Source organism: Vreelandella salicampi, from assembly GCF_013415105.1.
Lineage (GTDB): Bacteria > Pseudomonadota > Gammaproteobacteria > Pseudomonadales > Halomonadaceae > Vreelandella > Vreelandella salicampi.
In genome coordinates, this window is the sequence record NZ_JACCDF010000006.1 from 30,093 (window position 1) to 48,907 (window position 18,815).

At 53.3% G+C, this 18,815-nt stretch carries 20 protein-coding genes; 17 read left to right on the forward strand and 3 right to left on the reverse strand.

The genetic code is table 11. The annotated features are described in order from the left end of the window. Positions 1-16: 16 nt before the first annotated feature. Positions 17-991 carry a CAF17-like 4Fe-4S cluster assembly/insertion protein YgfZ gene (gene ygfZ / locus HZS81_RS08240; protein ID WP_179930080.1) on the reverse strand — a complete coding sequence of 325 codons (975 nt, stop codon included), beginning with the start codon at positions 989-991 and terminating at the stop codon, positions 17-19. Between the two features lie 161 nt (positions 992-1,152). On the opposite strand from ygfZ, the gene HZS81_RS08245 reads away from it, so the two are divergent. The 7 genes from HZS81_RS08245 to HZS81_RS08275 all read left to right on the forward strand — a co-directional run bounded on the left by HZS81_RS08245 (position 1,153) and on the right by HZS81_RS08275 (position 8,938). Beyond that, positions 1,153-1,353 (forward strand): hypothetical protein, encoded by a 201-nt coding sequence (locus HZS81_RS08245; RefSeq protein WP_179930081.1) that lies wholly within the window; start codon positions 1,153-1,155, stop codon positions 1,351-1,353. Next, complete coding sequence (locus HZS81_RS08250) at positions 1,353-1,766, forward strand: OsmC family protein (RefSeq protein ID WP_179930082.1); 414 nt, start codon at positions 1,353-1,355, stop codon at positions 1,764-1,766. Before HZS81_RS08245 ends, HZS81_RS08250 begins: the two co-directional genes overlap by 1 nt. Before the next feature lie 55 nt (positions 1,767-1,821). Further along, entirely contained in the window at positions 1,822-3,849 is a 2,028-nt protein-coding gene (gene uvrB / locus HZS81_RS08255; protein WP_179930083.1) for an excinuclease ABC subunit UvrB, read from the forward strand. A gap of 3 nt (positions 3,850-3,852) precedes the next feature. Further along, the gene (gene nei / locus HZS81_RS08260; RefSeq protein WP_179930084.1) at positions 3,853-4,677 is read left to right on the forward strand and encodes an endonuclease VIII; all 825 of its coding nucleotides are present in this window, start codon (positions 3,853-3,855) and stop codon (positions 4,675-4,677) included. Between the two features lie 171 nt (positions 4,678-4,848). Continuing rightward, on the forward strand, positions 4,849-6,354 hold the full coding sequence (locus HZS81_RS08265) for a fumarate hydratase (protein WP_179930085.1): 1,506 nt from the start codon (positions 4,849-4,851) through the stop codon (positions 6,352-6,354). A gap of 205 nt (positions 6,355-6,559) precedes the next feature. Then, complete coding sequence (gene cls / locus HZS81_RS08270; protein ID WP_179930086.1) at positions 6,560-7,978, forward strand: cardiolipin synthase; 1,419 nt, start codon at positions 6,560-6,562, stop codon at positions 7,976-7,978. Positions 7,979-8,020: 42 nt separating this feature from the next. Further along, positions 8,021-8,938 (forward strand): LysR substrate-binding domain-containing protein, encoded by a 918-nt coding sequence (locus HZS81_RS08275; protein ID WP_179930087.1) that lies wholly within the window; start codon positions 8,021-8,023, stop codon positions 8,936-8,938. 62 nt (positions 8,939-9,000) lie between these two features. On the opposite strand, the gene HZS81_RS08280 is transcribed toward HZS81_RS08275, so the two are convergent. After that, positions 9,001-10,110, reverse strand: coding sequence for a bifunctional nicotinamide-nucleotide adenylyltransferase/Nudix hydroxylase (locus tag HZS81_RS08280; protein WP_179930088.1), 1,110 nt, complete (start codon positions 10,108-10,110; stop codon positions 9,001-9,003). A gap of 154 nt (positions 10,111-10,264) precedes the next feature. On the opposite strand from HZS81_RS08280, the gene HZS81_RS08285 reads away from it, so the two are divergent. Next, positions 10,265-11,185, forward strand: coding sequence for a YihY/virulence factor BrkB family protein (locus HZS81_RS08285; protein ID WP_179930089.1), 921 nt, complete (start codon positions 10,265-10,267; stop codon positions 11,183-11,185). 29 nt (positions 11,186-11,214) lie between these two features. Next, positions 11,215-11,490 carry an acylphosphatase gene (gene yccX, locus HZS81_RS08290; protein ID WP_179930090.1) on the forward strand — a complete coding sequence of 92 codons (276 nt, stop codon included), beginning with the start codon at positions 11,215-11,217 and terminating at the stop codon, positions 11,488-11,490. 4 nt (positions 11,491-11,494) lie between these two features. Here the strand turns inward: yccX and HZS81_RS08295 are convergent, their stop codons facing one another. Beyond that, on the reverse strand, positions 11,495-12,439 hold the full coding sequence (locus HZS81_RS08295; RefSeq protein WP_179930091.1) for a D-2-hydroxyacid dehydrogenase: 945 nt from the start codon (positions 12,437-12,439) through the stop codon (positions 11,495-11,497). A 215-nt stretch (positions 12,440-12,654) separates the two neighbouring features. Between HZS81_RS08295 and HZS81_RS08300 the strand changes: the two genes are divergently transcribed. From HZS81_RS08300 to tolR, 8 genes are all read left to right on the forward strand, one after another. Next, positions 12,655-12,942, forward strand: a complete 288-nt coding sequence (locus HZS81_RS08300) for an FmdB family zinc ribbon protein (protein WP_179930092.1) — start codon at positions 12,655-12,657, stop codon at positions 12,940-12,942. Between the two features lie 85 nt (positions 12,943-13,027). Further along, complete coding sequence (gene aspS, locus HZS81_RS08305) at positions 13,028-14,809, forward strand: aspartate--tRNA ligase (protein WP_179930093.1); 1,782 nt, start codon at positions 13,028-13,030, stop codon at positions 14,807-14,809. Positions 14,810-14,909: 100 nt separating this feature from the next. Next, positions 14,910-15,461: a crossover junction endodeoxyribonuclease RuvC gene (gene ruvC, locus HZS81_RS08310; RefSeq protein ID WP_179930094.1), complete on the forward strand. Its 552-nt coding sequence runs from the start codon at positions 14,910-14,912 to the stop codon at positions 15,459-15,461. 131 nt (positions 15,462-15,592) lie between these two features. Further along, a complete protein-coding gene (ruvA, locus tag HZS81_RS08315) occupies positions 15,593-16,198 on the forward strand; it encodes a Holliday junction branch migration protein RuvA (protein WP_179930095.1) in 606 nt (201 codons plus the stop codon). Between the two features lie 26 nt (positions 16,199-16,224). After that, a complete protein-coding gene (ruvB, locus tag HZS81_RS08320; RefSeq protein ID WP_179930096.1) occupies positions 16,225-17,262 on the forward strand; it encodes a Holliday junction branch migration DNA helicase RuvB in 1,038 nt (345 codons plus the stop codon). Further along, the gene (ybgC, locus tag HZS81_RS08325; RefSeq protein WP_277814983.1) at positions 17,259-17,654 is read left to right on the forward strand and encodes a tol-pal system-associated acyl-CoA thioesterase; all 396 of its coding nucleotides are present in this window, start codon (positions 17,259-17,261) and stop codon (positions 17,652-17,654) included. The genes ruvB and ybgC overlap by 4 nt, the downstream gene beginning before the upstream one ends. 21 nt (positions 17,655-17,675) lie before the next feature. After that, entirely contained in the window at positions 17,676-18,365 is a 690-nt protein-coding gene (tolQ, locus tag HZS81_RS08330) for a protein TolQ (protein ID WP_338401830.1), read from the forward strand. A gap of 12 nt (positions 18,366-18,377) precedes the next feature. Beyond that, the gene (gene tolR / locus HZS81_RS08335; protein ID WP_179930097.1) at positions 18,378-18,815 is read left to right on the forward strand and encodes a protein TolR; all 438 of its coding nucleotides are present in this window, start codon (positions 18,378-18,380) and stop codon (positions 18,813-18,815) included.

Here is an 18,815-nt window from a genome sequence, read left to right on the forward strand (position 1 = left end):
AACCCGTCGCCCAAAGTTATTGAGAGGGCACCGTTTGTGAAAGCTGCTCCGGGTCTAAGCGTTCAATGCGGTAAGGCAGCTCGCATAGCGCCAGTGGTTGTTTTTCAAGTGTCAGCTCGCCGTCCTCTTCCAATGCCTTGGTATTGATGATGGCAAGTATCTCAACTTGACCGTGGTCATTAACCGCACTGGTAACGACTTCACCCACCGTTTTTTCCGCAGCATTGGTGATGCTGGCGCCATGCTCTAATGATTTACTCCCTTTGATAACACCTCGTGCCAGCCGCTTTTTGACCTGCCCGCGAAAGTGCGCGCGGGCGACGACTTCCTGGCCCGTGTAGCAGCCTTTTTTGAAGCTGATGCCGCCCAGCGCCTCCCAGTTAAGCATTTGCGGCAGATACTTATCCTGCTGATCAGCCTCTAACCAAGCCAAGCCTCGGCGGATATCGGAAAGCTGCCAATGGTGCGGTTCGGCGTCTGCTTGAAAGTGCTCGGCTGCTGAATCGGTAAGAACAAACAGCCAGCGATCAGACGTTTCGTCTTCCACACCATCCGGATAACAAAGGGCGCTATTACCCTGATCATCGCTTTGGTGTTGCCATGAGGCCTTCGGCAGAGAAAGATTGAGCGTATCAGCGATAACGGAGGCGTCGTCAGTTGCTGCACCCAATAGCGTTACATCACCGGGCGCACTGAGCTCAGCGCGATAAAAAGCAGCAAACTTTTTTAAGTGCGCGATTAGCGGTTCCAGCAGCGTGTTAGATAGCACCAGGCGAAAGTGGTTGTCGCTTAGACGCAATAGTTGCGCGTTGGCAAGCATACGTCCTTTCGGGGTGCAAAAGCAGGTCAGTGGGGCAAAGTGCCCGTTGGACAGGGCGACATGGGCGCTGGTTTGGCCTTGAAGGAACTTTTCAGCATCTTCACCTTTCACATCTACGCACGCTAGGTGTGTAATGCGGGCTGTCGAGGCTAACACCATCGGTGTGGACATGTTACACAAACTCCTCGGCAAGTCGGTGGGCGTTTAGTTGAGAATAGATATTGATACTAACATGTTGGGTCGAGAGAGCTTAATTGCAAGCGGCCTTTGGCATGCTAGACTCGCTGACTGTATCGATTTTGCACAAGGCTATTGGGCATTAGGAGAGGCGCATGGCGCAGCAGCAGTCATTAAGTTTTAAAGGCGTCGAAACTGCCGAACAGGTTAACCAAATCACCACGGCGCTAATGATGGTGGATGGGGTAGAGAGTGCTGAAGTTGGCCGCTATGGCGCGGAAGTGGAAGGACGTGTTAAGCGCGATGTGCTAATAAAAGCCGTAAATGCATTAAAACTGAAGGTTAAAGTGTCGTAATGGAAAAGATGATCACCGTTATCAGCGAACGCAACCGCATTTTTCGCCATCGTATTGAGGTCTCAGGTTTTGACGATCTCTACGCCGATGTTCCCAAAGCGTATGGTGGCGAAGAGAGCGCGCCCGACCCACATGACTACTTCGATTTGTCGCTTGGCGCGTGCAAAGCGATTACGTCAAAAATGTATGCTCAGCGTAAACAATGGCCGCTAGAAGGCATCACCGCGACGGTAAAACGCGACGATAGTCAGGAGCGAAAAGGTCTCTATAAGCTTGAGGTGACGCTCGAGTTTCACGGTATCGATGACCCTGAGCAATGCGCGCGGTTGGAAGAGATTAGCCATCGTTGCCCCATTCATCGCTTGATGACCGAGGCGACGGTGGAAGTGACGACGCGCTCAGTTGGTGGTTAATGATTCCACGCAGCTTTTCCTTACCAGCGATTTCTTTACCGACTAAGGTGCCTTGATGAGCAAGACGTTTCGCTTACAGTCAAAGTTTGAGCCAGCGGGTGACCAGCCAACCGCTATTACCAAGCTGGTAAATGGATTGGAAGCGGGACTCGCGCATCAAACGCTCTTAGGCGTTACCGGTTCAGGCAAAACCTTCACCATGGCCAACGTGGTTGAGACATTGCAGCGTCCGACCATCGTGATGGCGCCCAACAAAACCCTGGCGGCGCAACTTTATGGGGAGTTTAAGGCGTTTTTCCCCGATAACGCAGTGGAATATTTCGTCTCTTATTACGATTACTACCAGCCGGAAGCATATGTTCCCTCATCGGATACGTTTATCGAGAAAGATGCGTCGATCAACGACCATATTGAGCAGATGCGCCTTTCTGCCACCAAGGCATTGCTGGAGCGGCGCGACGCGCTGATTGTGGTCTCGGTGTCAGCGATTTATGGTCTGGGTGATCCGGATCAATACCTGAAAATGCGCCTGCACTTCACTCGCGGTGAGCTAATCGATCAGCGTGCTTTTTTGCGTCGTTTGGCGGAGCTTCAGTATACCCGTAATGATATGGATTTCAGGCGCGGCACCTACCGAGTGCGTGGCGACGTCATCGATATTTTTCCGGCCGATGCAGAAGACGAAGCGGTACGGGTTGAGCTATTCGACGATGAGATCGACTCCATTCGCCTCTTTGATCCGCTCACCGGCGATGTACGAGGCCAAGTGCCGCGTATGACGATCTATCCCAAATCGCACTACGTCACCCCGCGAGAAACAATTTTAGCGGCGATTGACGATATCAAAGGCGAACTCAAAGAGCGCCTTGAGTGGCTGCGTAAGCATGAGCGCTTGGTAGAAGCGCAGCGCTTGGAACAACGCACGCTCTATGACATCGAGATGATGTTGGAACTAGGCTATTGCAACGGCATCGAGAACTACTCGCGCTATCTTTCAGGACGCAATCCCGGTGAGGCGCCGCCGACATTCTTCGATTACTTACCTGATGATGCGTTGCTGTTCATCGATGAGTCACACGTCAGCGTGCCCCAAGTCGGGGGGATGTATAAGGGCGACCGTTCACGTAAAGAGACATTGGTGGAGTACGGGTTCCGTCTACCTTCTGCGTTGGATAACCGCCCGATGAAGTTTGAAGAGTGGGAAGCCATTAGCCCACAGACAATTTTTGTCTCGGCCACCCCAGGGCCCTATGAAGCGGAGCACGCCGGGCAAGTTGTTGAACAGGTAGTGCGCCCAACGGGGCTTCTTGATCCGGAAATTGAAGTGCGTCCGGCGAGCACACAAGTGGATGACCTGCTTTCTGAGATTCGCTTGCGTACCGAGGTCGGTGAGCGGGTTTTGGTGACGGTTTTGACCAAGCGCATGGCCGAAGATTTAACCGAATACTTTGACGAGCACGATATCCGCGTGCGTTACCTGCACTCGGATATTGATACCGTCGAGCGGGTGGAAATTATCCGTGATCTGCGTTTGGGCAAATTTGACGTGCTTGTCGGCATCAACTTGCTGCGCGAGGGGCTGGATATCCCTGAAGTTTCGTTAGTGGCGATTCTTGATGCGGATAAAGAGGGCTTTTTGCGCGCTGAGCGCTCGCTGATTCAGACCATTGGCCGCGCCGCACGTAACGCCAACGGGAAGGCGATTCTATACGGCGACCGCGTGACGGACTCTATGCGCAAAGCCATCGACGAGACCGAACGCCGCCGTACCAAGCAGATGGAGCACAACGAGAAGCACGGTATCACCCCGACCACAGTGACTCGTTCCGTGGCGGATATCATGGAAGCTGGGCAAGCGCCGGGCGCGAAGAAGACTAACCGCCGTCGGGGCAGTGAACGCAAAGTCGCCGAGTCGGATGCAGTGTACGAACCCAATAGCATGCACCCAGATGACGTGGCAGCGGCCATCAACAAACTGGAAGATGCTATGTTTGAAGCCGCGCAAAATTTAGAGTTTGAAGAAGCGGCGCGGTTGCGCGATAAAGTTCACTCTCTGAAAGAAAAGCAGCTGGCGCTAGGGTAATCGATGCCGGAAGGTCCTGAAATTCGCCGTGCGGCGGATCGCATCGAGAAACAGCTTCTGGGTGGTCCGATTGAAGACGCTTGGTTTGCCTTTGATGAACTTAAGCCCCATACCGCTTCGCTGATCGGTGAATCAATATTCAAAGTAGATACGCGAGGTAAGGCGATGCTGGTTCGCTTTACCGATCAACGCGTCCTGTATTCCCACAATCAACTGTATGGCGTGTGGAAATGTCACTGTGCAACGACGGAACCCGTGACACGCCGCTCGCTACGTGTGCGATTGGTCGTGCAGGGTAGGGCGGCAAGTTTGTATAGCGCATCGGATATCAGCATGTGGGACGCTGATTCACTGTATCAGCACCCCTTTTTAGCCCGCTTAGGGCCAGATGTGTTGAGTCAGCCGGTTAACATCGACACCTTAGCCGAGCGGCTGGTGCTACCTGGATTTCATCGCCGGGGGGTAGGCGGGCTCTTGCTTGATCAGGGGTTTGTCGCTGGGTTGGGTAACTACCTGCGCAGTGAAATCCTATTTTTTGCGGGGCTACACCCTAAGCTCCGACCGTATGATGTGAGCGATGCACAAAACCAACGATTGGCGCGACATATTGTGGAGGTGACCTGGCAAGCGTATCACCAAGCCGGCGTAACCAACACCGCGGCATGGATAAAAAAAGCCAAAGATCAAGGCGAAGCGCGCCGCCAGTGGCGTTTTGCCGTGTTTGCGCGTGAAGGCCTACCATGTCATCGCTGTGCCACACTGATTGAGCGAATGACAGTAGGATCGCGACGGCTTTATTTCTGCCCGTGCTGCCAGCAGCCAACGTAACAGTCATGTATTTATACCGTTATCTCCCGATGCTTATTAAACCAAAGCACAAATACAGCATCGACCGTGCGATGCCGAAGCGCAGCACAATACGCTATAATAACTGCCGGCTAATGCGATGCCGGAGTCTGAGCATCGCATCCAGACGATAAAACTAGGAGCTGCTTCTCCATGACCGTGATTCGCCAGGATGACGTGACACAAAGCGTTGCCGATGCGCTGCAGTATATTTCTTACTACCACCCCAAAGATTTTATCGATGCCATGGCGGCGGCGTATGAGCGCGAGGAGAACCCCGCGGCGAAGGACGCCATCGCCCAGATTCTGATCAACTCGCGCATGTGTGCCACCGGCCATCGCCCAATCTGCCAAGATACCGGCATTGTCACGGTATTTGCCCACGTTGGTATGAACGTGCAGTGGGACGCCGATATGAGCCTTGACGATATGATCAACGAAGGGGTGCGTCGTGCTTATCAACTGCCAGACAACATCTTGCGCGCCTCGGTGTTAGCCGATCCAGATGGCAAGCGCCAAAACACTAAGGACAACACGCCGGCGATCATTCATCACAAAATTGTGCCGGGGGATAACGTTGAGATTTACGTCGCGGCGAAGGGCGGCGGCAGCGAGGCGAAGTCTAAGTTTGCCATGCTCAATCCTTCCGATAGCGTGGTTGACTGGGTGATGGAGCAGCTACCCAAGATGGGTGCGGGCTGGTGTCCGCCCGGTATGCTGGGCATTGGTATCGGCGGGACCGCAGAAAAGGCAATGGAAATCGCCAAAGAAGCGCTACTGGACCCGATTGATATTCAGGACCTGCAAGCTCGCGGCCCTCAAAACCGCGCCGAGGAACTGAGACTGGAAATTTTCGACAAGGTCAACAAATCAGGGATTGGCGCGCAGGGTCTCGGAGGGTTGACCACAGTGCTGGATATTAAAGTTAAGGATTTTCCCACGCATGCGGCCAATAAGCCCGTGGCGATTATTCCTAACTGCGCCGCTACACGTCACGCGCATTTCACGCTTGATGGGTCTGGCCCAGCTGCGCTTAAGCCACCCAAGCTTGAAGATTGGCCGGAAATCACTCGAGAAATGGGCGATGACGTCAAGCGTGTGAACCTAGATACTGTCACCCCGGAAGAGGTGAAAACGTGGCAGCCGGGCGATACGCTGCTGCTTAACGGTAAGCTATTAACTGGCCGCGATGCGGCTCACAAGCGCATGGTCGATATGATCGCCAAGGGTGAGCCGTTACCGGTGGATCTCAAAGGCCGCTTTATTTACTACGTTGGCCCGGTAGATCCTATTGGTGATGAAGTCGTTGGCCCAGCAGGCCCAACAACGGCTACAAGGATGGATAAATTCACCCGCACGATGCTGGAAGAGACCGGGCTTTTGGGCATGGTTGGAAAAGCTGAACGTGGGCAAGCAGCAATTGACGCAATTCGTGATAACGAAGCCGTGTATTTGATGGCCGTCGGCGGTTCCGCGTATCTGGTCGCACAAGCAATTAAAAAGTCGCGCGTAGCCGGCTTTGAAGACCTGGGTATGGAAGCAATCTACGAATTTGAAGTCGAAGATATGCCAGTGACAGTCGCCGTGGATACTCAAGGCACCTCCGTGCATCAAACGGGTCCGGCAAAGTGGAAAGAGATCATCGCTGAGAAAGCCTGATTCAACTCGCTTTCATGCTTTGTTGTGTACTAGCTAGACAATGATTGACACCTTAACGGCTCTGGCCCCGCATTGCGGGGCTTTTGTTTACGCTAAAACTAAAACGCTATATCAGGGATTGCGCATTAACAAGGTGAATAAGCTGGTACACTATTCGTTTGAACTTTCACGCTTTTTTTAGCGTGGTTACTGTGCTGGAGTTAACATGACCTCCTGGTTATGGGGAACCGGCCTTGCGCTCATACACGTGCTCGGTATGGTGTCAGCGGTGATGGCGCTGATGTCGAGTCGCACATCGCAGGGCGCGGTAGCCTGGATAATTTCGCTGCTTACCTTTCCGTATGTCGCATTACCGGCCTACTGGTTTTTGGGACGGCCACGGTTTTATGGCTACGTTTCCGCCAGAGGTGAGCGTGATAGCGTGTTGCGCCGCGTACTGGCCCGTTATCGGGCAAATATGATGCCTTTCTATGTTGTAACTGCCAATGCAGATACGCATGCCGTAGAGCAGCTCGCCATGATGCCGTTGACCCAAGGCAATCAGGCTAATCTTTTAATCGATGGCGAAAATACGTTTAAAAGCTTGTTTTCAGGTATCGACCGCGCTGAGACGTATATCCTGCTGCAGTTTTTTATTGTGCGCGATGACGAACTCGGTCGTAAGTTGCAGCAGCGATTGCTGGAAGCGGCTAGCCGTGGGGTGAGGGTCTATTTTCTTTATGATGAGGTTGGAAGCCGCAAGCTTAATGACGGCTATTTGCACGATATGGAATCAGCGGGCGTAGAGGTTAGCGCATTTCGCTCGTCGCGTGGGTTTAAACACCGCTTTCAGTTGAACTTTCGTAACCACCGCAAAATAGCCGTAATGGATGGGAAAGAGGGCTGGGTAGGCGGTTTTAACGTGGGAGTCGAGTATTTGGGTGAGCATCCTCGCCACGGTGCCTGGCGAGATACGCATCTAAAACTGGCAGGACCCAGTGTGATGGGTTTACAAGAGGCGTTCTGGGAGGATTGGCACTGGGCAACAGGAGAAGTTATTAACCTTAACTGGCAGCCTGAAACAAAGTCCTCGACAAACCATCACGTCATTGTTGTGCCCTCAGGTCCCGCAGATCGGTTAGACACGGCAAGCCTTTTAGTACAAAACATGATTCATAGCGCGCAAGAGCGCTTATGGGTGACAAGCCCTTATTTTGTGCCCGATCAGGGGGTACAAGATGCACTCCGACTAGCCGCTATGCGAGGCGTGGATGTCCGCGTAATGATTCCCGAGCGGCCGGACCACTTGCTGGTATTTTTATCTGCGTTTTCATTTTTACCTGATATGCTTCGAGCGGGGGTAAAAATATACCGTTATCTTCCTGGGTTTCTACACCAAAAAGTCATCTTGATAGACAATGGGGCTGCCTCAGTGGGGACCGTCAATCTGGATAACCGTTCTTTCCGGTTAAACTTTGAAATCACCGCCTTTATTCCCAGTCCTGACTTTGCAGCAGAAGTGCGTCTCATGTTGGAAAAAGATTTTTCCCAGTGTCGACGTGTTTCTCTGGATGAAATTCAGCAGCGCCCTTTATGGAAAAAAGTCATTTCTCGGGCTGCATATTTAACGTCTCCCATCCAATAACCGTGACATGTATACATCAAGTTCGCTTAATAGGAGCCTAGGGTGAATTTAGAAACCAAATGGTTAGAAGATTTTGTCGCCCTAGCCAATACACGCAGTTTTTCTGCTTCGGCGCGTCAGCGCCATGTGACTCAGCCAGCTTTTAGTCGGCGAATTCGCGCGCTGGAGCAGGCCATTGACGTCACGCTAGTCGACCGTTCGACGACCCCAGTCGGGCTGACCTCAGAAGGGCAGCTGTTTCTGGTGACTGCGCGCAATCTCGTTGAACAGCTCAACGAGTCCCTTAGCCACCTGCGCGGGCTTTCAATTGCCAATGAAGCCTTGGATATTGTAGCTGCCCATTCTTTGGCGTTGAGTTTTTTCCCTCCGTGGATTTCTCGGCTGCAAAAAGGGTTAGGGGAGCTTCCCACTCGGCTAATTGCCATGAATGTTGGCGAAGCCATCCATGTGCTGCGCGAAGGAAATTGCGACTTAATGCTCGCATATTACGATCCTTTTGCCACGATGCAGCTTGATGCGGAAGTATTCCCCTCATTTTCCATCGGTAAGGTCAAAATGCTGCCTGTAACACTGCCCGATGAGCAGGGTAAGCCGCGCCACACACTGCAGAGTGAAAGTTCTATTCCTTATCTCGCCTACACACAAGGTGCTTTTTTAGGGCGTAGCGTGCGTATGTTGCTCAAAAACGACCCTCTACGGATGCGCTTGCGCACTATATACGAAACCGCCATGGCAGAAGGCCTTAAAGGCATGGTACTTCAAGGCGTGGGGGTCGCTTGGATTCCGGATTTCTGCATCCGTGAGGAGCTCAAAAACGGTCAGCTCGTTCGTGCCGGTAATGAAAGTTGGGATATCCCGCTAGAAATTCGCCTATACCGCTGCTCTCTGGTTCACAAACCGGGCGTTGAGCGTCTATGGCGGCAAATGATGAAATTACCAAGAGACTTTCTTCAAGCGTAAGGTCTTATTTTCAAGCACAAGATCTTTCTCCAAATATAAGGTCTTTTTTAGGGTAAAGCCCGTTAGCTTGTGCTGCCAAAGTCGGTTGGTAACCCCAAAAAATTCTGAATGATAAAAAAGTGATCCTCAAAAAGGCTATCCGGCTCGAGATCGGCCAACGCGACCCAACGGGCGTGGTCGCCGCCTTTGACCGGTTTTAGCCTAGGTAATTGTTGGTCGGGGCGAAGGGCAAAATAAAAAGCCTCGGCTAACGTTCGCCCACGCCAGCTACGGTGCGGTTCGTCAAACAGGCGCTGCCCACGTAATGAACCTTTAAGTACCGGCTCTGGCACTTTAAGGCGAATACGCTCGCGAAGCTCACGCAGGCAGGCGTCGAGCAGCCGTTCGTGTGGGTTAATAAAGCCGCCGGGCAACGCATAAAGACCTTTCCCCGGGGCGGCGGTCCGCCTCACTAAAAGCACATGGCCGGACTGCACAACAACGGCATTCACGGTAACAAAAATGGGCGGATAGGGTGCTTGTGACCACGCTTGACGGTATTGATCAAGCAGGCGCTGCTCCTCGAGTAACTGATCATACGCATCGCCTTGGCAAAACTGGCTCACCCGTTCAACCACGCCAGGGGGCAAATCGTGGTAGGCGCCGGTACTCAAATAGTCATTGGTAGCAACTTGCGAGCGAAATAGCCGCTCGCGGATTTGGCTAGCTGAAATCCCCTCGACTAACGGTACGCTAACCGATTCCCACTGCGGAAAAAGCGATAAATAGTAGCTTGATTGTCCGCGACTCGCGCCTATCAAGCCAATACGCGGTAGCTTGGCGTTGTCGAGCGCGGTTAAGTCACGGACACGGCGCTGAACATCGCGCACCCAGACATCATCGTTATATAGCGCGTCCAATAAAGGCGTGATCTCCAGACGCCGATTTTCTTCGTCATCAAAGCCCGAGCGAATCATTGCCTGACGTTCATCAAACTGCCAAGGATTACGCAACGAGCGTGCCTGCCAGGCAGAGCCGACGAGCACGATGACTTGCCGAGCTTGTCTAAGCGCCTCGCGGATGACCGCTAAATGACCGAGATGCGGCGGCTGAAAACGGCCAATAAACACCAGGCAATCAAAGTCGTATGACGGAGCGCCATGAGCCTGAGTGGCTGGATGTTCTAAGGGCATGAGAGGCTCCTGTAAGAAGGACGCGTGGCGATTAGCGGTAAAACGGTCGCCATTATGGCAGTTAAGGCGAGTGACGCAATCAGTCGTTCAACTGTCATCCCGCGTAAGGTTCGGTATGCTATGACTTATTCACCGAAGGACAGGGACGCAACTGATGGTCAAACGTACTGTGACGTTTTGGGGCAATGTCGTAAAAGATGCCATAAAGCTATGGTTGGAATGTAACGCTTTCAGCTATGCGGGGTCGCTGGCGTTTTATACGCTTTTCTCTCTCGCACCCACGATTATTATTGCAGTGACCGTCATCGGCGTGGTGATGGGTGAAGAGGCCGCTCACGGACAAATCGTTAGCCAATTGCAAGGAACCTTGGGCGTGGACGCGGCTGTCGCCGTCGAGCAAGCCGTGGCACAGTCACGCATTGAAGAAGCGGGGGTATTGCCCTCGGTATTAGGGGTTAGCGCCTTGATCGTAGGCGCGACCACCGTCTTTGCCCAAATGCAGTTTTCGCTGAATACCATTTTTGGTGTTACCGCACGTCCCACGGCTAATAGTGCCTGGATTTTTGTCAAAAACCGGCTGTTATCGCTTACGGTTGTGCTCTCGATTGGTTTTATTCTGCTGGTATCGCTGGTTGCCGGTGTGATGATCCGCGCCATTTTGCAGGCAGCGGACGAGCTGTTGCCGTATACCGGAATGTTAGCCGCTAGCGTTGAATCGCTGATTTCCTTAGGCGTTGTGGTGCTGCTCTTTGCCACCATTTTCAAAGTATTACCCGATGTTATTTTGCGCTGGCAAGATGTCTTCATTGGCGCGGTGGTCACCGCGGTACTTTTTACCATTGGTCGCAGTCTTATTGCGATCTATCTCGCCTACACAGCGACCGCTTCAACGTATGGCGCCGCAGGTTCAGTCGTGATGATTTTACTGTGGGTGTATTATTCATCACTTATTCTTTTGTTCGGCGCCGCTTTTACCCGCTCTCTTTTAATCCGGCGCGGGCGTGTATTGGTACCGCGTAATAGCGCTGTTATCGTTAGGCGAGAGTTGGTCGATGAAAGGCCAATAGCGAAATAAGTGTAAACGCATCATTTGAGGAGACTGATATGTCGATGTGCTGCACCAAAGCGTGGGTAACAGGCAAGGTTCAAGGCGTTTGGTATCGCGGATCAACCCAAGAGCAGGCGCTTAAATTGGGAATTACTGGGTATGCCAAAAACCTCCCTGATGGGCGCGTTGAAGTGTTGATGTGTGGTTCACAAGAGGCTGTGAAAACGCTCTCAGAGTGGTTATGGCAAGGGCCAGAAAAGGCGCATGTGACCCACGTGGAGTTTGAGGTATTGGAACAAGCCCATGCGCCGGATACGTTTTCTACCTATTAAAGCATTACGCTGAATGCCAAGCGCGAATGTTGTCAGCCGTTAGCTTGACAATATTTTGCCGCGCTTCCGGGGTAATCCAGGCGTTGTGAGGCGTAACGATAAGGTTCAGTGCCTCACCTTCACCTAGTGCTTCCAGCAGCGCGTGCCCGTCGCGGGGTGGCTCGCTAGGCAAAACATCCACGCCCAACCCACCCAGTTTGTCATTCCTGAGTGCTGTTAGCGCAGCCTCTTCATCGATAATGCCGCCGCGCGCGCAGTTTATTAACAGCAACGAGGATTTAGCACGATTTAAGCGCTCCTGATTGATCAGGTGGCGTGTTGCCTCGTTGAGCGGGCAGTGGAGGCTTACAATATCGGCGCTTGACAGCAGGTCATCCAAAGAAGGGCGCTTATCGTTATCTTCGTTACCCGGCCGCGCCGCAAAGGTGACTTTCATTCCGAAAGCTTCCGCTAGGCGTGCGACTTCGCTGCCAAGCTCACCCTGGCCGACCATCACTAAGTTTTTGCCCGCAAGCTGAAGGGTCGGATAATCCTGAAGGCAGAAAAAATCGCTCTGTTGCCATTTACCAGCGGCGAGTGCGCGCTGGTAAAGGGGTAAGCGATTAGCGAGTGCCAGCATCAGCATCAAGGTGTGCTGCGATACGCTGGCAGTGCCGTAAGCAGAAACGTTTTTTACCGTAATACCCTGCGCTTGGGCCGCCTCCAAATCGATGTTGTTAAGCCCTGTTGCTAGCACACAGATAAGGCTTAGCTTGGGCAGCGCGGATAGCGTCTTAGCATCGAGCACCACTTTATTGACAATCGCAATCTCAGCGTCTGCCAAGCGTTCGCGCGCCTCGGTTGTGCTGCTCTGACCGTATACGGTTAAATGATCCACCTGTTCATGAATCGTTGTGAGGTCAATGTTTGGTCCTAGGCTCTCTGCATCTAACATCACGGCGTTTGGCATTTCCTTCTCTCCTGCAGTGTTATTAAGTGATGTGTTATCAAGTGACAGTATTTATGCGGTAGCGACTTGCTCGCTAGGGGCTACAAAAGGGTATAATACGCCCGCTTTACCAACCGCCGTCTTGGAATTTCCCCGATTTGGCCGCATATAGCAGCCCGGCAGCGAATGCGCTTGCCAACATCCTGTCTGGGCCACGCTTTTCAGGAGTCAATAACATGCCCATCTACGAATATGAGTGCAAGGCCTGCGGCCATCGTCTAGAAAAACTGCAGAAAATCAGCGCTGACCCGCTAACGGATTGTCCCGTTTGCGAACGTGATACACTTTCGCGTCTTATTTCAGCGGCGGGTTTTCGCCTTGCTGGCGGCGGTTGGTATGAAACCGATTTCAAGACGGGTAGCAAAAAGAACTTGGCAGCGGATAGTGCTAAAGAGGGCACCTCGCCTTCAAAGAGTGAAACAACGCAAAGCAGCACCAAAAAAGCCGACGGCGCTGCCGCTTGATGTCGGATAGTTCTCGCTAGCCGTATATTTCACGGTTTACCGTTACGTTACCCCTACTTTGCCACAACACAGAACAGGATTTGACATGCGCAGCCATTATTGCGGCCAGCTAAACGAAACGTTGGTGGATCAAACGGTTACCGTTTGCGGATGGGTACACCGTCGCCGGGATCACGGCGGCGTTATCTTCCTCGATATGCGCGATCGCGACGGCATTGCACAGTTCGTGGTTGACCCAGACACTGCCGAGGCGTTCGCCAATGCTGATCGCGCCCGTGGTGAGTATGTGCTTCGCATTACAGGCCGCGTTCGTCTGCGCCCGGAAGGGACACAAAACCCCAACATGCCAACCGGCATGATCGAAGTCTTGGCCAAAGACGTAGAAGTACTGAACACTGCCGCGACACCGCCGTTCCAGCTCGATGAGCATGGCAAAGTCGGCGAAGAAGTACGTTTGAAGCATCGCTACATCGACTTGCGCCGCCCGGACATGATCGAGAAGCTACGCGTGCGTTCGCGCATTTCGCACAACGTGCGTGCCTTTTTGGAGAACCAAGGCTTCTTAGACATTGAGACGCCAGTCCTCACCCGGGCAACGCCTGAAGGGGCGCGTGACTACCTTGTACCGAGCCGTACTCACGCAGGCAACTTCTTTGCGCTACCGCAGTCGCCGCAGCTTTTTAAGCAGCTCTTAATGGTGGCGGGTTTCGACCGCTACTACCAGATTGCCAAGTGCTTTCGCGACGAAGACCTGCGCGCTGACCGCCAGCCGGAGTTCACGCAGATCGACATCGAAGCGTCGTTCGTTGAAGAGAACGACATCATGGCGATCACCGAGTTGATGATTCGCCAGCTGTTTAAAGACGTGCTCGACGTTGAGCTGCCGATATTCCCGCAGATGACATGGCACGACGCCATGCAACGTTACGGCTCTGATAAACCTGACCTACGCATTCCGCTGGAATTGACCGACGTTGACGATTTAATGCAACAAGTCGACTTCAAGGTGTTTTCAGGCCCCGCTAGCGCGGAAGATGGCCGTGTAGCCGCGCTGAAAGTGCCGGGTGGCGCGACGCTTTCGCGTAAAGAGATTGATGAGTACACCAAGTTTGTGGGCATTTACGGCGCGAAGGGCTTGGCATGGATCAAGGTCAACGAGCGCGCCAAGGGGCTCGAGGGTCTGCAGTCACCCATCGTTAAATTTATGGAAAACGTAGTTGAAGAGCTTCTCGACCGCGTTGATGCCAAAGATGGCGACATTATTTTCTTTGGGGCCGATAAAGCCCGCATCGTCAATGAAGCCATCGGCGCGCTACGCGTTAAGTTGGGTGCAGACTTAAATCTTTATACTCAAGCTTGGTCGCCGCTGTGGGTCATCGACTTCCCGATGTTTGAAGCCGACGACAACGGCCGCTTAAGCCCGCTACACCACCCGTTCACCGCGCCGGCGTGCACTCCTGAAGAGCTCCAGGCGAACCCGGCTGGGGCGCTCTCTCGCGCCTACGATATGGTGTTGAATGGCACTGAGCTGGGTGGTGGTTCTATCCGTATTCACGACCAGGCCATGCAGAGCACCGTATTTGAAATTCTGGGTATTGGCGAAGAGGAAGCGCGCGAGAAATTTGGCTTCTTGCTCGACGCACTGCAATACGGCGCGCCGCCCCATGGTGGTTTGGCCTTCGGTCTGGATCGCTTGGTGATGCTGATGGTTGGTGCGAACACCATTCGTGAAGTAATTGCCTTCCCGAAAACGCAGAGCGCCGCTTGTTTAATGACCGATGCGCCTGGTGAAGTTAGCGCCGAGCAGCTAAAAGATCTCAATATCCGTCTGCGCCAAAAAGCCAAAGCGGAAACCGCAGGGGAGTAACCCCCTCTGAGGTAGTCGCCATTGCTACTGTAGGTCAACACGGCACCGGCGCCTTAGGGCGCCGGTGTTTTTTTAAGCGTCTATTCTTAGGATATAGCCGATGCCTGAGCCGCCGCTCGATATAACGACGCGTATCCTTGGCATTGATCCTGGTTCACGCATTACCGGTTTTGGTGTCATTGATATTCATCAAGGCAAACCCAGCTATGTTGCCAGTGGCTGTATTCGCACTACCGATGTAGCGCTTGAGCAACGACTCGCGCAAATTTATGCCGGTCTCGGTGAAGTGGTGGGGCTACACCGCCCGACGTACGTGGCGATAGAACGTGTGTTTATGGCCAAAAACCCGGACTCGGCGCTGAAGCTCGGTCAAGCACGCGGTGCTGCGCTTGTCTGTATGGCGAATCTAGGGTTTGCGGTTAACGAATATTCGCCACGCCAAATTAAACAGGCAGTGACAGGGCAGGGAGGCGCGGATAAAACGCAGGTGCAGCACATGGTCACCGCGATTTTGCGTCTTTCAGCTACGCCCCAGGCCGATGCTGCCGATGCCCTCGCGATTGCACTGACAGACGGGTATGTCCGCAGTGGTCTTGCCGTTGATGCGGCGTCCCAACGTCCACGACGTAAAACCGGCCGTTGGCGTCTCTAGTGCATCTCGGTATGGGGTAAAATGGGATGCTCATACCTAGTCACTTGTACAGAGTGCCTTTATAGTAAACACACTTTGCGTAGGCGTTTGCCTATTTACCATAAAGAGCCCGTTATCATGAAAGGTCATCTATGATTGGACGCCTTACCGGTCAGTTGTTGGAAAAACATCCACCCTTGATTGTCATCGACGTGCATGGTGTGGGATATGAGCTAGAAACGTCAATGAATACGCTGGTGGCATTGCCTGCCGCGGGTGAAACCATTTCACTGTATACCCATTTGACGATACGTGATGACGCGCATCTTCTTTATGGATTTACCCGCGAGCACGAGCGCGCGTTGTTTCGCGCGTTGATCAAGGTCAACGGGGTTGGCCCCAAATTAGCGCTCGCGATTCTCTCAGGCATGGATGAAGATGCCTTTATGCGCTGCGTACGCGATGATGATAGCAAAGCGTTGACTCGCCTTCCGGGTGTGGGCAAAAAGACGGCTGAGCGGCTGATCATCGAGATGCGCGACCGCTTCCCAGAGTGGGAAAACGCCTCAGACGCAACGCTACCGCTAGAGGCGGCGACAGCGCAAGGCCAGCGTGACAGCGTGGCAGATGCTGAAGCGGCGTTGATTAGCTTGGGCTACAAGCCTGCTGAATCAGCCAAAATGCTTTCAGGTCTTGATCCCAAGCAGCCTGCTGAAGCGCTTATAAAAGCCGCGCTGACGCAACGCTTAAGCAGCTAGCCCGGCTATATACTCTAAGGAGCCCCATGATCGAACAAGATCGCTTGATTGCCGCCGCGCCGGAGCAGGGTGAAGTCAGGATGGATCATGCGATTCGTCCCAAGCGTCTTTGCGACTATATCGGCCAGCCACGCATGCGCGAGCAGATGGATATTTTCATCGGTGCTGCCCGGCTGCGCGAAGAGAGCCTCGATCACACGCTGGTATTTGGCCCACCGGGGCTCGGGAAAACAACGCTGGCCAATATTATCGCCACCGAGATGGGCGTCGGCTTAAAATCCACCTCAGGGCCCGTCCTTGAGCGTGCTGGCGACCTTGCCGCGATGCTGACCAATTTAGAGCCCGGCGATGTGCTATTCATTGACGAAATCCACCGGCTGTCACCTGTGGTAGAAGAAGTGCTCTACCCAGCGATGGAGGACTTTCAGCTCGATATTATGATTGGCGAAGGCCCGGCGGCGCGTTCAATTAAATTAGACTTGCCGCGCTTTACACTGGTCGGCGCCACGACCCGTGCCGGGCTGTTGACCTCCCCGCTACGTGACCGTTTTGGTATTGTGCAGCGCTTGGAGTTTTATAATATTGAGGAGCTTAGCGCGATTGTTACTCGCTCGGCGAGTCTATTAAACGTCAATACCAGTACTGACGGTGCCGCTGAAATCGCCAAACGCTCGCGCGGTACGCCGCGAATTGCCAACCGCTTGCTCCGGCGCGTGCGTGATTACGCTGACATCAAAGGCAGCGGCTATGTCGATATCGATATAGCCGATGCGGCGTTGAATATGCTCAACGTCGACCATCATGGTCTCGATCATATGGACCGTCGGCTGTTACTGGCCATGATGGATAAGTTTGACGGCGGCCCGGTCGGCGTTGACTCTCTCTCGGCGGCGATTGGCGAAGAGCGCGATACCATCGAAGATGTGATTGAGCCGTATTTGATTCAGCAGGGCTTAATGATGCGTACCCCGCGTGGGCGCGTGGTAACCCGGCAGGCGTGGGCACACTTTAGCCGTGTGCCGCACGAGTATGCGCCCGGCAGCGCAGGGGAAATCAGGCCATGAGTCATGTTGTTACGATGCCCATCCGCGTTTATATGGAAGACACAGACGCGGGGGGAATTGTCTACTACGTTAACTACCTGAAGTTTATGGAGCGCGCCCGTAGTGAGTGGTTAAGACAGCAAGGCTTCAATCAACAAGTACTACTCAATGAAGGGACGCAGCTAGTGGTATATCGCTTGGCGTGCCACTATGCCAAACCGGCTAGGCTTGATGATACGCTTAACGTTACCGCCGAGGTGACCGAGATAGGGCGTTGCCGGATGCTCTTTGAGCAACAGGCGACCCGCCATGGGGAACTGTTGTGCAATGCCACAGTCGAGATAGCGTGTTTGGATGCCAAGCGCTTAAGACCCAAAGCTTGGCCGCCTTCCATTATGACATTATTTAACTAACCCCAGATAAAGAGGACACTCGTGAACGAAAACAGCATGTCGATTCCCCATCTGATTATGAGTGCCAGTACGGTTGTCCAGCTAGTGATGCTGCTACTTGTGCTGGGATCTCTGCTGTCATGGGTGGTCATTTTTCAGCGTAGCTTTGCCCTGCATCGCGCGAAAAAAGCCTATGACCAATTTGAAGAGACGTTTTGGTCAGGCGTTGACCTAAATGATCTCTACCGTGATATTCCTGCCGATGACGCGCGCCAAGGAGCAGAGCGTGTTTTTCAGTCCGGATTTCGTGAGTTCCACCGTTTAGCGGCCAAAACGCGTCAGTCGGATACGGTCCTTGAAGGGGTTCAACGCAGTATGCGTGTCGCTTGGTCACGCGAAGAAGACCGCCTTAACCAACATTTAGTGTTTCTTGCCACGGTTGCATCCGCCAGCCCTTACATTGGCCTATTTGGCACGGTATGGGGAATTATGGGGTCATTTCAATCGATCTCCATGGCGCAACAAGCCACTTTGGCGACGGTTGCCCCCTGGATCGCTGAAGCGCTGATTGCCACAGCAATGGGGCTTTTTGCTGCGATTCCTGCCGTTATTTTCTATAACCGTCTTTCTAACAGTGCCGGTCGATTACTGGGTAAATATGAAGACTTTGCCGAAGAGTTTTACGCCATTTTGCACCGTAATCTGCAAGGGCGTGACACCACGTCAAGCTAAGGGAGTCACTGTATGCAAGGGCCTTTTCATCGCGGTGGGCAAAGCCGGCCTATGGCGGAAATTAATGTAGTGCCTTTTATCGACGTGATGTTGGTGTTGCTGGTGATTTTTATGATTACCGCGCCCATGCTCACTCAAGGGGTTCAGGTGGATTTGCCGCAGGTAACGTCTGAACCGATCGAAAACCCGGAAGATAGTGACCCTATACTGGTATCCGTCGACCGCGAGGGTAACTATCACATCAGCCTGGGCGACGACACGACAGCCGTGGCGCTGGATGACCTCGCTGAGCGCGTCACGGTGATTCTTGATCGCCGCCCTGACACGCCGGTGATGGTGCGAGGCGACCGCCAGATTGCCTACGGCCAAGTCGTCACGTTGATGAGCACGCTGCAGCGCGCGGGTGTGGCCAACTTAGGCCTCATTTCCGAGCCGCCGCAAGATGAGTAA

What these genes read in the sequence shown, in the direction of transcription:
- HZS81_RS08245 (WP_179930081.1), top strand. Translation starts at nt 1,153, where the DNA reads ATGGCGCAGCAGCAGTCATTAAGTTTTAAAGGCGTCGAAACTGCCGAA.
- ruvB (WP_179930096.1), top strand. Translation starts at nt 16,225, where the DNA reads ATGATCGAACAAGATCGCTTGATTGCCGCCGCGCCGGAGCAGGGTGAA.
- ruvC (WP_179930094.1), top strand. Translation starts at nt 14,910, where the DNA reads ATGCCTGAGCCGCCGCTCGATATAACGACGCGTATCCTTGGCATTGAT.
- HZS81_RS08300 (WP_179930092.1), top strand. Translation starts at nt 12,655, where the DNA reads ATGCCCATCTACGAATATGAGTGCAAGGCCTGCGGCCATCGTCTAGAA.
- cls (WP_179930086.1), top strand. Translation starts at nt 6,560, where the DNA reads ATGACCTCCTGGTTATGGGGAACCGGCCTTGCGCTCATACACGTGCTC.
- ybgC (WP_277814983.1), top strand. Translation starts at nt 17,259, where the DNA reads ATGAGTCATGTTGTTACGATGCCCATCCGCGTTTATATGGAAGACACA.
- ruvA (WP_179930095.1), top strand. Translation starts at nt 15,593, where the DNA reads ATGATTGGACGCCTTACCGGTCAGTTGTTGGAAAAACATCCACCCTTG.
- aspS (WP_179930093.1), top strand. Translation starts at nt 13,028, where the DNA reads ATGCGCAGCCATTATTGCGGCCAGCTAAACGAAACGTTGGTGGATCAA.
- HZS81_RS08250 (WP_179930082.1), top strand. Translation starts at nt 1,353, where the DNA reads ATGGAAAAGATGATCACCGTTATCAGCGAACGCAACCGCATTTTTCGC.
- HZS81_RS08285 (WP_179930089.1), top strand. Translation starts at nt 10,265, where the DNA reads ATGGTCAAACGTACTGTGACGTTTTGGGGCAATGTCGTAAAAGATGCC.
- tolR (WP_179930097.1), top strand. Translation starts at nt 18,378, where the DNA reads ATGCAAGGGCCTTTTCATCGCGGTGGGCAAAGCCGGCCTATGGCGGAA.
- HZS81_RS08280 (WP_179930088.1), bottom strand. Translation starts at nt 10,110, where the DNA reads ATGCCCTTAGAACATCCAGCCACTCAGGCTCATGGCGCTCCGTCATAC.
- HZS81_RS08265 (WP_179930085.1), top strand. Translation starts at nt 4,849, where the DNA reads ATGACCGTGATTCGCCAGGATGACGTGACACAAAGCGTTGCCGATGCG.
- uvrB (WP_179930083.1), top strand. Translation starts at nt 1,822, where the DNA reads ATGAGCAAGACGTTTCGCTTACAGTCAAAGTTTGAGCCAGCGGGTGAC.
- HZS81_RS08295 (WP_179930091.1), bottom strand. Translation starts at nt 12,439, where the DNA reads ATGCCAAACGCCGTGATGTTAGATGCAGAGAGCCTAGGACCAAACATT.
- yccX (WP_179930090.1), top strand. Translation starts at nt 11,215, where the DNA reads ATGTCGATGTGCTGCACCAAAGCGTGGGTAACAGGCAAGGTTCAAGGC.
- ygfZ (WP_179930080.1), bottom strand. Translation starts at nt 991, where the DNA reads ATGTCCACACCGATGGTGTTAGCCTCGACAGCCCGCATTACACACCTA.
- nei (WP_179930084.1), top strand. Translation starts at nt 3,853, where the DNA reads ATGCCGGAAGGTCCTGAAATTCGCCGTGCGGCGGATCGCATCGAGAAA.